The sequence below is a fragment of the Dolichospermum sp. LEGE 00246 genome (genome assembly GCF_015207865.1).
In the GTDB taxonomy this organism is placed as follows: domain Bacteria; phylum Cyanobacteriota; class Cyanobacteriia; order Cyanobacteriales; family Nostocaceae; genus Dolichospermum; species Dolichospermum heterosporum.
On sequence record NZ_JADEWA010000185.1, the window covers coordinates 1 to 9,686 of the forward strand.

The window sequence follows — 9,686 nt, forward strand, 5'->3', positions numbered from 1 at the left end:
CCTGTACATCCTCTAATCCTGGTTATCCTGATTCAGACAAAAAATATTAAACACAAACCCCCATCCTCAAAATCCAAAAATCATGATCCTCACAAATAAACCCATCCTGTACATCCTCTAATCCTGGAAATCCTGATTCAGACAAAAAATATTAAACACAAACCCCCATCCTCAAAATCCAAAAATCATGATCCTCATAAATAAACCCATCCTGTACATCCTCTAATCCTGGTTATCTTGATTCAGACAAAAAATATTAAACACAAACCCCCATCCTCAAAATCCAAAAATCATGATCCTCACAAATAAACCCATCCTGTACATCCTCTAATCCTGGTTATCCTGATTCAGACAAAATTAAATTAATTATACCACCACCGGTTAACAGTCAACCGTCAACCGTTATCAAAATAAATTCATTTGTCCCCCCTGATTATCTAATGGTATCTCAGTTTGCTGATAGGAAACTTTGGCTTTTATCTCATCCATTGCTAACCACAAATCTAATAAAGCTTTCTCTTCCAAAATGCGTTTCTTTTCATCTTTAATGTGGGGAATTACCTTTAATGCTACTTCAAATGTCCGCATAAAGGAATCATTGCTAACTAATCCTGTATTTTTCAGAAATCTCCGCACAGGTTCTGTATTTTCTTCCGCTTGGTAAATGGCAATAATGGCGTGCAGTCCATCTACTAAATATCTGCCCGAAAATTCTGTATCAATGGTAGAAAAGGCGCGTTTTTTTAACCGTTCATTCTGCGTCTTGTAATTGGCTATATGCTTCTCTACCATCTGGGTTATAAATGTCCGCTTGGATGGGGATTCGCATTAATTCTCTCCCCAGTCGAGAAGTCAAATCACTGGTAATTTCTTCTTCAATGCCGACAGGGATATGATGGGTGTGAATTAGGGGTATCCAATTTGGGGATTGTTGACTGTTGGCTGTTGACTGTTGACTGTTGGCTGTTGACTGTTGGCTGTTGACTGTTGACTGTTGACTGTTGGCTGTTGACTGTTGACTGTTGGCTGTTGACTGTTGACTGTTGGCTGTTGACTGTTGACTGTTGGCTGTTGACTGTTGACTGTTGGCTGTTGACTGTTGGCTGTTGACTGTTGACTGTTGACTGTTAACGTTTTGCCAGAGATAGCGAATAACTCCAGCAAATAGGCGTAATGCGCCCCTGGTGCGTTGGAAGTTGGGAATGGAGGCGATTTTTTTGGTTAATAGGCTAAATAGTTCAGGATGGAAGGGATAACTCTGTTCAATCCCTTCGGCATACCGGGCATCTTTGCAACCATCTGGTAAGTCAATCCGACTGGCTTTATAAGTTTGCAGATATTCCTTAGCGGCATCACTGGCTGCGTTGGCTTCAATGCTGCTAAACATCCGTTGTTTAACGATATTGTAAATTTCTACATCGGTACTGGGTTTGAGAATCCGTTCTTGTCTAGCTGTGGCTGAAATGGTTTCCCGAATTTCTGTGGTTTCTGCCCCAAAACTGTCAGTGGAGGAGGCGAGGGTGTAAACAAAGACTAAGTTATTAGAAGCTGCTGCCAAGTCCATGAGGGAGAATAAAAAGGCGACAACTTGTTCTGCTAAGTCGCTATTAATAACTACTGTGGCTTTAGCTGCCCTGAGATAACGGGCTATTTCATCGAGAATAATTACTGTGGGTTGCCCTTGGGTAATGCGTTCTAAAACTACTGTGCCGGGGCTAACTCGTTGTTCATCAGAACCTTTGAGTAAGCTGTAACCTGCTACACCACCGATTTGATAAGCTATTTCTCCCCACAGGGTATAGGTGGTAATGCCTGTATCTGAATGGTAAACACCGTTAACTGGATCTAAATCTTGGCAAGCGATCGCCGATGCTTGAATTGGACGCTCTGGAATTAAATTAATATTATCAACAAAACGCTCTAATCCAGGGATTTCCCGCCCATTTTTGGCGATATGCCACAAGGCGATTTCATCATGGGTTTTCCCTCCCCCGAAGCTGGTTTCTAAGCGAATGATAGGAGAACCAATAGCAGCACCTCCTAATCGTCCAAATACTTCGGAAATCAGGGTTTTTAACCCATCTGTAGGAAAGGTGTTAGCAAAAAAGGCTGTCGGATCTTGGTAGACGTAGGGGGCTGTGCCTTCAACTACTAAGCGTAATTTAGCTGCGAATAATTCTGGGGAGAGTTCCCCTGCTAAAATTTCGTCTCTGGGAATACAGGTTTTGAAGATGGAAGGCAGCATAGAAATAAATATATTGATGGTTTGAACTTAGTTTTTGACTGTCAACAGCTAACTGTCAACAGCACCTTTATCTCTGAGGCAAAGTGATACTCTACAAGTTAGATCCTCGACGGGATCTATTTATCGTGTATTTAATTATAAGTATAGTCCGGCACAAATATAGCCCAATTGTGCTTAAATTCACAGCTTCAAGTTACTCCCGGTTCGCCCTGGTGTGAATGATAGGTAGTGAGACAGAGTTAATTACACAATGTCATTGCGTAAGCGTGGCGTGGCGTTAGCCATATGGAACGAAATGAAATCAAGCAATCGCCAGGGTTGTGATTGCTTCCCTTCGCTCGCAATGACTGTCAATATTTTTGTCCAATTACTTAGTATTATAACATATCTCCATAAAAATCTTCATCTAGTAACTGTTCTAAAGTAAAAGGTAAATCAAGAGGATATTCTGCTTCATCTGGTTTTCTCACTCCCAACTTAGCATTTTTGCTTTCTTTAATTGCCAGTTTTCTAGCATCAGCATAAGCCATAAAAATTACTTCATGCAGATAATTCTTAAAAGAAGAATTTTCTTGTAAATCTTTTTTAATTCTAAACCGATGTTCAGTAATAGAACTGTACCAACTTCCTTTCATCATTTCAGGAGCATCAGCTTGAACAGTTAACTTGAGTAAGTGAGTAATTAAAATTGTTAAATTACTCAAGAAATACCGTTTTTCCGATTTACCCATATCATCCAGTTCTAATAGTAAATGTTCCCAATCAATATCATGAAAATGTTTTTCTTTGATTTGGGTAATGAGAGTTTCTCGCCACAGATTAAAATCTTGTTCATAGAGTTGATGGTTCATATAGCATCCTGCCAAATAAATTAAGCTACCTGTTCCGCTAAAACTCGACCTTCCACACGCTCATATTCATCCTCAAGTAGCCAAAGTTTTGCTTCTTCATAACTGGAACAAGCAAAAACCATCTTGTAATTTTCTGTAGGATCTAAAATGCAAAAATTATTTTTATCATCACCAAGCAACATCAAAATATAGGGTGGTACAGAGGTAGGGTCAACCCATATTTCTGTAAATTGCCAGTTATTGGCTAGGTCGGGTGCGGGGAATGACATGATATCTATCTCCAGTGACTTTTATTTCACCATAATGCAGAGGAATTTGACTTGCCCTATCTATTCTATAGCCAATTGCGCTGGCAAAATAGAGTCCATATCGTTCATGATTACGAATGATACCTGTGAACTCGCCATTTTCTATTATGGCTTGTGCTACCCTGAGCATTGTTGCTTCATCGTTAAAAACATGAACAAACCCTTCTCGCCGCAATAATCTTTGTATTTGTGGTGTGTCTGGGAGATGCTTGGCAATATGTCTAGTGTCTAGAGTTATTTCCCTCTCTATTCCACTCATTTAATTAGTTACAGTTCTTAATCCTTAATTATATAACTAAATTGCGATCGCTTGGCTCGCCATAGGTAACGCTCTTTTTATTTCCTTTGCGGTATTTATCCAACACACCACGCAAACGTTAAAAAACATTTCACTATATTGTCAAGATACAACACTATAAGGATAATTAACTAAGCATGGTTATGTGTTGCAATATCAAATAATATACAATTTTATTGTTATACATAACGCTGCTGAAGTTTTTACAACCAGGAAAAAATTATGAGTTTACCAATTCAAGTTACCTTTCTATTAGCAGATTGGGTTGCTAAAGGCTTACAAGATGGAACATTTGAACGGGTTGGGGGTGTAATTCGGGATGTAACAAGTAAGAAAATTGTAACTTGGTTACGAGACACTAATTCAGTTGCTCCTTCAGATCCTACCTTTCTTCCTCCAGTGATACCAGCACTTGATCCTATTACGGGTTTACTGAACTTAATTGCTTCAGGGGTGAATCAGCGTTTAGATGGTATTGAAAATCAGATCGTTTCAATTGGGCAGAGTTTACAATTTTCTCAAAGTATTTTGCAAGTATCTACTGCTGCTAATATCCTCAATCTTGGTGTTTCTGTGATGGGTTTTGCTGTCATAGCACAGCGATTGAAAGAACTGGAACAAAGACTACAAAAAGCAGAGGAGTTATTAAACAAAGTCAACCGTAAAATTGATTTGAGCTTCTACGCAAATTTTCGTGCTGCACTTGATTTAGCTATGAATGCTTTTACCATGACTAAGATTGAGAATAGAAGGGATAGTGCATTACAAGCTATCAATCGTTTTTTAGAAGCTGAACATATTTATACTCGCTTCACAGATACAGAAATCGAAAAACAAAGCCAAATTGCGGATGAATATTTATTAACTTTATCTTTAGCTTATCTGGCAGAAGCACGATGTTATTTAGAGCTAGAAGAACATGATACAGCAATTCGTAGGTTTCAAGAAGGGAAAAAAGTTCTTCAATCACGTATTCATAAATATATTAATATTTTACTGACATCTAATCCAGCAGTCTATCTACATCCAGAATTTCAAGGACAAATAGACTTAAAGAGATTAGCAAAAATTTATCAATGGATAAATTCGGATTTAGATGAAAATGCTGTATTTGAAAATCAACGTAAAAATTTATTTAAAATTGCCAAAGATCATACACAGTGGATAGATTCATTACCACCAGCAATTTTAGATCGTATCGAGGTTCAAGGTGGGTGGTTTGGTCCAAATCACGATGAATTAAAACAAGCAGCTTTTACAAGACTTCCTCAAGTATTTGAAGTAATGGAATCAATGATTGAAACTAACAACAGATTTGAATCTTATCAAACAGAAATACAAGCAATATCTCAATTAGGAATTAGTTTTCATGAATGGCTGCAATTAAAACCATCTACAGAACCAAAACCAGAAGGTGCAGAATTAATGTTTATTATTCCTTCTCAACCTTTAGAATTACCTGGTTAAAACTGTATTTCCTCAACAGCTTGACGAATAGCATCTTCCATATCTTCCAGCGTAGCAGGTTCAGCAGCATATTTCAAACAACCTGTTACATCCTTCAACTTAGTTACTGGAAAAGGCTTTTTAGTTTTTAATAAGGCTGCTTTTGTTGTGATTAATTCTAAATTAATGATACATTTCGATATATTGATTTCCATGATAGCTAGAAATAGATTCACCAGTAATTACAGAATAAAGCACATCTGGATCTAAATCTGCACCATTATCCCAATAAATTGTTCCCCATTCAGGGTTAACTTTCACAGTTTTAAAAAAATCTAAATCTTTTAAAGGTTGAAAAACTCCAGTAAATTCAATTAATTGACTAACATCAACAATACCTTGTTTTCCATCATCAAATTTGATATAGAGTTGATAATTATTTTGAGGAATGACTTCTATAATGTCTTGCAGCATAATTTACTCTAATGGTTCAATTTTCTCTAAAGAATTATTTTGTCTAGCCAAGTTCCAGTTTTTTAAAAGTTCTGATTTGTGCATTGCAGCCCATTCAATTACTAAACCTAGAACTCTAGGGGTGAGTTTACCTTCTAAAATTGATAATGTTTCTATTTCAATAATTGCCTTTTGTTGATTATAACGAACATGAAAATGTGGGGGAGGATGATCATTATAATACATAGTAATAATAATTCCTAAAAAACGGCATATTTCGGGCATGATATCACCTGACCTATAAAGCTTGTTAGATATTATTAGTTTACCAGATGCGATCGATCTTTGTTATATCTTTACCTACTTAATTAATTTTATAAATGCAATTAAATTATTAAGACCATAACACCAACTCTAACATTCCTGGCGTTGCTGAATCGAGGTATGAAATTTCCAAATTGAACCTTTAAAAATCTTACCTTTGCGTCTTTGCGCCTTTGCGTGAGACTAAAATTCATACCCTTAATCAGCAACGCCACATTCCTCTCCGCGCCTGGAGCGTCTCTGCGTGCAAAAAAAAGGACGGACTAAAAAGCCCGCCCTGAATATTTCTGAAAAAAGCTAAATCTTAGCTTCCTCTCTCACCAACTTATCCCAACCCAAATCCTTCAAATTATTATTCCTTCTTAAAGGACGAGTTACCAACTCCAAAACATCACGCGCATTACCAAAACCGTGAATTTGAGCAAAAGTAAACTCCACAGACCACTTAGTATTAATACCCCGTGCTTCCAATGGATTAGCATGAGCCATACCAGTAATTACCAAATCAGGTTTTAAATCATAAATCCGTTGAACTTGATTGTAATTATCGGGCTTTTCGACAATTGTTGGTAAAGGTGAACCCATTTCCTGACAAGTTTTTTCTAACAAAGCTAACTCAGCAGCTTGATAGCGTTTATCCATGTAAGGAATGCCGATTTCTTGAACAGTCATGCCACAACGCACCAAGAACCGCGCTAGGGAAATTTCTAATAAATTATCACCCATGAAAAACACAGATTTACCGCGAATTAATTGCACGTATTCTTCTAAGTTTTCCCAAATCTGCGCTTCTCGTTCATCTAAACCCTGGGGAGTAATTCCCAATACAGAACAGATTTTTTCAATCCAAGCGCGAGTACCATCGGGACCAATGGGGAATGGTGCGCCAATGAGTTTACACTTGCGACGACGCATTAAGGTTGTAGCAGTGCGGCTGAGGAAAGGATTCACACCGGCGACATAATACCCTTCTTCAATCACAGGTAATTCTGTAAACCTTTTTGCGGGTAGCCAACCAGAAACTTTAATCCCTTGTTTTTTCAGTTCCAAGGTTAATTGGGTGACAACTGGGTCAGGTAAAGAACCAAACAGCACCAAAGGTGTATGATTTACATACTCAGATTCATCTTGAGCGATGTCTTCTTTTTTCTTACCGAAATTCATCAGCTTCTGAATGGCGTTACGCTCGCCTTTTTCAGTTTCCGATACGGGAGACTTTTCAGGACAACGATGAGCCATAGCGGCTAACACAGTGTCTTCTCCTTGGGTAAATGCGTAGTCGAGTCCGTTGGCACGGGCGACAACAATGGGAATACCTAAATCGGCTTCTAACTTAGGTGCTAAACCTTCCAAATCGGTTTTAATAATTTCGGTTGTGCAAGTACCAATCCAGACAATTACACTAGGATTGCGATCGCGTTTAATTTGCTCACACAAACGTTTTAATTCTTCATAATCATTCAACTGTGCGGAAATATCCCCCTCTTCCAACTCAGCCATAGCATAGCGAGGTTCAGCAAAAATCATCACCCCCATTGCATTTTGGAGAAAGTAACCGCAGGTTTTCGTGCCAATTACCAAAAAGAAACTATCTTCAATTTTCTGATATAACCAAGCTACACAGCTAATAGGACAAAAAGTGTGATAATTTCCGGTTTCACATTCAAAATTTAAAGCTTCAGGCTGTTGAGCAACAGTCATATTAATATTCTCCCTTTAATTTTTTTAACTTGGAAAGTAGATGGTTGGTGATTGGTGATTGGTGATTGATGATTGGGTTATTCATTTCCCCCTACTTTCTTCCCTGTCACCTGTCACCTGTCACCTGTCACCTAAATTCTGCTTTCAACAATTAATTGTTAGGGAAGAGACGAGCCATCTCTGATTCATTAAAAACTTCAGATGGCAGTTCTTCCAAATTGTCGTCACCATTATGCAGGGAAGTTTCATCACCCCAGATGTCCGAAACTACATCATCAAATCCATTTTCTTCAGATGTATTTAGTTCATCCAACGAATTATCTTCAGATAGATTCAGTCCACTAAAAGCATTTTCGGTCATTTCCCCAAAAGCATTATCAGGTATCTCTCCAAAAGCGTCTTCATCACTTAAAGACATCGGATTAAAGGAGGTATGACCAAAATCACCCATTGCTTCTAATCTGGATGATGCTTCTGAGTGATGGGAAACACCTTCATCGGATAAAGAAATACCACCAAAACCTTCATGATCTCTATCTATAGCCCAAGTGGCTTGCGTCTCGTTTCCCAAATTATTCAGATTGATCTCAGTGACTGAGAAAGATTCTGATTCAGGCATATCTGCCACCACAGCCGACGGACGAGAGTACATTTCTGGTTCTACTGTGGGGCTGAGACGATTACCAAGGGCAATATCAGGGTCAAAATGCAAATCCAGAACTTCAATTAAAATATCCGCATCTGGATTCAGTTTGGCAAAGGGGAACATTAGCTGGGCTAATTTTGGTTCTAGAGCATTGATGACTCCCAGGATGAGGTAAGAAGACGGGCGCTTTCCGCCATCGGGGGTATAAACTGATTCAACTGTCATTTGCAGCGTAATCCATTCACGATTGGCTTGAAAGAATTGCAGCCACTTTTGTTTGATCGAATCGGTAAAACTATCAAAGAAAGCCATAAGTCCATCCTGAGAGGTAAAATGTTTTATACAATCATCAAGTCTAATTCCTCTTCAGCATTTCTGGCTTTAACTTTTACTGGATTGAGATAAAAATCTGACAATAGAGAAAAAAGTTCACGATCAGGAGTATCGTTGGGAACGACACCTTCGGGTTGAGCGAGAATTTGATCAGCAATATTCAGGTAATAGTCGCAAACGTAGCTTAGAGAAGGATCTGACTCTGCCATTTCAAACAAAGTCTTGCCTTTAACGCGGGAAACGCGGATATCTTCAATTAAAGGTAATACCTCTAAAACAGGCATAGGCACGGCTTCTATATATTTATCAATTAAATCCCGCTTGGAGGTACGATTACCGATTAATCCTGCCAAACGCAAGGGATGAGTCCGAGCTTTTTCCCGAACGGAAGCAGCAATCCGGTTGGCTGCAAATAGAGCATCAAAACCATTATCTGTAACAATTAGGCAATAATCTGCATAATTTAACGGTGCGGCAAAGCCACCACAAACAACGTCACCAAGGACATCAAATAAAATTACATCGTATTCATCAAAAGCATTAAGTTCTTTTAATAATTTGACTGTTTCCCCAACTACATAGCCACCACAACCGGCACCGGCTGGAGGTCCACCTGCTTCAACACAATCAACACCGCCATAACCTTTGTAAATTACATCCTCTGGCCAAACATCTTCGTAGTGATAATCTTTTTCTTGCAAGGTATCAATAATGGTGGGAATCAAAAACCCAGTCAGGGTAAAGGTGCTGTCATGTTTGGGATCACAGCCAATTTGTAAGACCTTTTTACCTCGTTTAGCCAAAGCTACAGAGATATTACAACTGGTTGTAGATTTGCCGATTCCACCTTTTCCGTAAACTGCTAGTTTCATTGTTGTACCTCTCTTATAGTTTCTTTACAAACTCTTAGCTCAAACATTTGCCTGTATCTACATTGATTCGGGGATGTGTGAGGTGCTTGAGTGTCATTATTGTGCAAATTCTCTAGAAAGGAAAGGGGACTGGAATCTGAAAGGTGCTGATATCAGCTATTTAAGTGATTAAATACTTTATTTATAAACTATTAAGCCATTTATTAGTC

General features: G+C 38.5%; 12 protein-coding genes. 1 reads left to right on the plus strand and 11 read right to left on the minus strand.

What is annotated here, in order from left to right; translation table 11 throughout:
* Positions 1-405: 405 nt before the first annotated feature.
* From IQ228_RS13530 to IQ228_RS13550, 5 genes are all read right to left on the minus strand, one after another.
* Positions 406-792 (minus strand): hypothetical protein, encoded by a 387-nt coding sequence (locus tag IQ228_RS13530; RefSeq protein ID WP_228043867.1) that lies wholly within the window; start codon positions 790-792, stop codon positions 406-408.
* Positions 752-2,245 (minus strand): DUF499 domain-containing protein, encoded by a 1,494-nt coding sequence (locus IQ228_RS13535; protein ID WP_370566892.1) that lies wholly within the window; start codon positions 2,243-2,245, stop codon positions 752-754. Before IQ228_RS13535 ends, IQ228_RS13530 begins: the two co-directional genes overlap by 41 nt.
* 377 nt (positions 2,246-2,622) lie before the next feature.
* On the minus strand, positions 2,623-3,096 hold the full coding sequence (locus IQ228_RS13540) for a DUF29 domain-containing protein (RefSeq protein ID WP_193963126.1): 474 nt from the start codon (positions 3,094-3,096) through the stop codon (positions 2,623-2,625).
* Positions 3,097-3,116: 20 nt separating this feature from the next.
* Complete coding sequence (locus tag IQ228_RS13545; protein ID WP_193963127.1) at positions 3,117-3,365, minus strand: hypothetical protein; 249 nt, start codon at positions 3,363-3,365, stop codon at positions 3,117-3,119.
* Complete coding sequence (locus tag IQ228_RS13550) at positions 3,334-3,663, minus strand: hypothetical protein (RefSeq protein WP_193963128.1); 330 nt, start codon at positions 3,661-3,663, stop codon at positions 3,334-3,336. The genes IQ228_RS13545 and IQ228_RS13550 overlap by 32 nt, the downstream gene beginning before the upstream one ends.
* Before the next feature lie 261 nt (positions 3,664-3,924).
* Here IQ228_RS13550 and IQ228_RS13555 point away from each other — a divergent pair, with 261 nt between their 5' ends.
* Entirely contained in the window at positions 3,925-5,169 is a 1,245-nt protein-coding gene (locus IQ228_RS13555; RefSeq protein WP_193963129.1) for a hypothetical protein, read from the plus strand.
* On the opposite strand, the gene IQ228_RS27160 is transcribed toward IQ228_RS13555, so the two are convergent.
* The 6 genes from IQ228_RS27160 to bchL form a co-directional block, all read right to left on the minus strand.
* Positions 5,166-5,363: a hypothetical protein gene (locus IQ228_RS27160; RefSeq protein WP_193963130.1), complete on the minus strand. Its 198-nt coding sequence runs from the start codon at positions 5,361-5,363 to the stop codon at positions 5,166-5,168. The two genes, IQ228_RS13555 and IQ228_RS27160, sit on opposite strands and share 4 nt — an antisense overlap.
* Positions 5,332-5,622 (minus strand): DUF2442 domain-containing protein, encoded by a 291-nt coding sequence (locus IQ228_RS27165; protein ID WP_193963131.1) that lies wholly within the window; start codon positions 5,620-5,622, stop codon positions 5,332-5,334. Before IQ228_RS27165 ends, IQ228_RS27160 begins: the two co-directional genes overlap by 32 nt.
* A 3-nt stretch (positions 5,623-5,625) precedes the next feature.
* Positions 5,626-5,886, minus strand: a complete 261-nt coding sequence (locus tag IQ228_RS13570; protein WP_190384559.1) for a DUF4160 domain-containing protein — start codon at positions 5,884-5,886, stop codon at positions 5,626-5,628.
* A gap of 336 nt (positions 5,887-6,222) precedes the next feature.
* Complete coding sequence (locus IQ228_RS13575; RefSeq protein ID WP_027400715.1) at positions 6,223-7,626, minus strand: ferredoxin:protochlorophyllide reductase (ATP-dependent) subunit N; 1,404 nt, start codon at positions 7,624-7,626, stop codon at positions 6,223-6,225.
* A gap of 151 nt (positions 7,627-7,777) precedes the next feature.
* Positions 7,778-8,584, minus strand: coding sequence for a DUF5331 domain-containing protein (locus IQ228_RS13580; RefSeq protein WP_027400714.1), 807 nt, complete (start codon positions 8,582-8,584; stop codon positions 7,778-7,780).
* A gap of 26 nt (positions 8,585-8,610) precedes the next feature.
* Entirely contained in the window at positions 8,611-9,477 is an 867-nt protein-coding gene (gene bchL / locus IQ228_RS13585; RefSeq protein ID WP_027400713.1) for a ferredoxin:protochlorophyllide reductase (ATP-dependent) iron-sulfur ATP-binding protein, read from the minus strand.
* Positions 9,478-9,686 lie beyond the last annotated feature (209 nt).

Excerpts from the sequence above, each read along its gene's own strand:
- IQ228_RS13530 (WP_228043867.1), bottom strand. The coding sequence starts at position 792 with ATGGTAGAGAAGCATATAGCCAATTACAAGACGCAGAATGAACGGTTA.
- IQ228_RS13535 (WP_370566892.1), bottom strand. The coding sequence starts at position 2,245 with ATGCTGCCTTCCATCTTCAAAACCTGTATTCCCAGAGACGAAATTTTA.
- IQ228_RS13540 (WP_193963126.1), bottom strand. The coding sequence starts at position 3,096 with ATGAACCATCAACTCTATGAACAAGATTTTAATCTGTGGCGAGAAACT.
- IQ228_RS13545 (WP_193963127.1), bottom strand. The coding sequence starts at position 3,365 with ATGTCATTCCCCGCACCCGACCTAGCCAATAACTGGCAATTTACAGAA.
- IQ228_RS13550 (WP_193963128.1), bottom strand. The coding sequence starts at position 3,663 with ATGAGTGGAATAGAGAGGGAAATAACTCTAGACACTAGACATATTGCC.
- IQ228_RS13555 (WP_193963129.1), top strand. The coding sequence starts at position 3,925 with ATGAGTTTACCAATTCAAGTTACCTTTCTATTAGCAGATTGGGTTGCT.
- IQ228_RS27160 (WP_193963130.1), bottom strand. The coding sequence starts at position 5,363 with ATGGAAATCAATATATCGAAATGTATCATTAATTTAGAATTAATCACA.
- IQ228_RS27165 (WP_193963131.1), bottom strand. The coding sequence starts at position 5,622 with ATGCTGCAAGACATTATAGAAGTCATTCCTCAAAATAATTATCAACTC.
- IQ228_RS13570 (WP_190384559.1), bottom strand. The coding sequence starts at position 5,886 with ATGCCCGAAATATGCCGTTTTTTAGGAATTATTATTACTATGTATTAT.
- IQ228_RS13575 (WP_027400715.1), bottom strand. The coding sequence starts at position 7,626 with ATGACTGTTGCTCAACAGCCTGAAGCTTTAAATTTTGAATGTGAAACC.
- IQ228_RS13580 (WP_027400714.1), bottom strand. The coding sequence starts at position 8,584 with ATGGCTTTCTTTGATAGTTTTACCGATTCGATCAAACAAAAGTGGCTG.
- bchL (WP_027400713.1), bottom strand. The coding sequence starts at position 9,477 with ATGAAACTAGCAGTTTACGGAAAAGGTGGAATCGGCAAATCTACAACC.